Source organism: Streptomyces brasiliensis, from assembly GCF_014647875.1.
Lineage (GTDB): Bacteria > Actinomycetota > Actinomycetes > Streptomycetales > Streptomycetaceae > Streptomyces > Streptomyces brasiliensis.
Window position 1 is genome coordinate 1 of sequence record NZ_BMQA01000217.1, and the last position, 1,387, is coordinate 1,387.

The 1,387-nt window shown below is 62.0% G+C and carries 1 protein-coding gene; it reads right to left on the reverse strand.

Annotated elements, in window-relative coordinates:
- Positions 1-1,272, reverse strand: a 1,272-nt coding sequence (gene ltrA / locus IEZ19_RS49830) for a group II intron reverse transcriptase/maturase (RefSeq protein WP_229841749.1), incomplete at its 3' end; no start/stop codon positions are given.
- Positions 1,273-1,387: the final 115 nt, after the last annotated feature.

The following is a 1,387-nucleotide window of genomic DNA, read 5'->3' on the forward strand; positions in this document are numbered from 1 at the left end:
CCAGCCATCAGGCTTGAGACCGAACCGCCAGTGGGCGAAGAGGTTCGGGTACCGGCGGGCGGTGCCCGCCAGTAGTTCCTTCGCCTTCCGCTCCCTGCGGTGAAGCCGTTTGTACTTCCGGCAAGCCCAGCGCACCAGGTACTCGTTGAGGCGCCGGAGGAGGGGATACAACATGGACTTGTAGAAGCGCCCGTAATAGTTGACCCACCCTTGCACAATGCTGTTGAACATCCGCGCAAGGTCGTTGAGGGACTTGTCACTGCGGGCGGCGATGCGCCAGGAACGTATCTCCTTGCCCATCGCCTTGATCGCCTCCTTGCTGACCGCGGGCAGGAAGTTCACAAAGTGCTTCCCGTACCGGTTCTTGGCCAGCCTCGGACGGAACGTGTACCCGAGGAACGTAAACGACGTGTGCTCGTACGAACCGCGCCGGTCAACGTCCTTGCAATACACGATGCACGTCTTGTCCGGATGCAATTCCAGACCGACCTGCGCCAATCTCACGGCGAGCGCGTCCCGCACGCGGCGGGCCTGCCTCTCGCTCTTGCAGTGAATCACTGCATCGTCGCAGTACCGCTCGAAGGTAACGTGCGGAAAGTTCCGCATCAGCCACACATCGAACGCGTAGTGGAGATACAGATTCGCCAGCACAGGGGAAATAGCCGATCCCTGGGGAGTCCCACGAACCCGCTGCTGCACCGTTCCGTCCTGCTTTGCCAGCGGGGCCACAAGCCACCGCTTGACGTAGAGCAGAACCCACTTCCCGTCCTCATCGATATGCCGCTCAACGGCCTTGAGCATCAGCTCGTGGTCCACGCTGTCGAAGAACGCCCGGATGTCGAGATCGACCACCCAGTCGCTGCGCCAACAGCGCCGTCGGCACTGCTCCACCGCATCCAACGCCGACCGCCTCGGCCGGTAACCGTAGGAGTCAGGATGGAACACAGGCTCCACCCGCCGCTCCAGATACATCGCGGCCACCGTCTGAGCGATCCGGTCAGCCACAGTGGGCACCCCAAGCACACGGATACCTTTCCCGCCCGCCTTGGGGATCTCCACGGCCTTCACCGCCGGAGGGAAGTACGAGCCGGACGAGAGCCGATTCCACAGCTTGTACAGATTCCCCTTGAGGTTCTGCTCGAACTGCTCGATCGACACCCCATCCACCCCGGGTGCACCCCGATTGGCTTTGACCCTCAGATACGCCTCCCACACCATCGGCTTCGGAATGTAAAACGACTTGGTCTCGGCCTGCGGCCTTGATCCGTTCACCTGGCTCCTCCCGGAAGCACCGGTTGACCACCAAACAAGATCAGGACGACCCGCCCCCTCAATGCCGTTGCTTGATTCAGTCAAGGAGTTCGGTGTGAGGCGGTGACGGCACGGG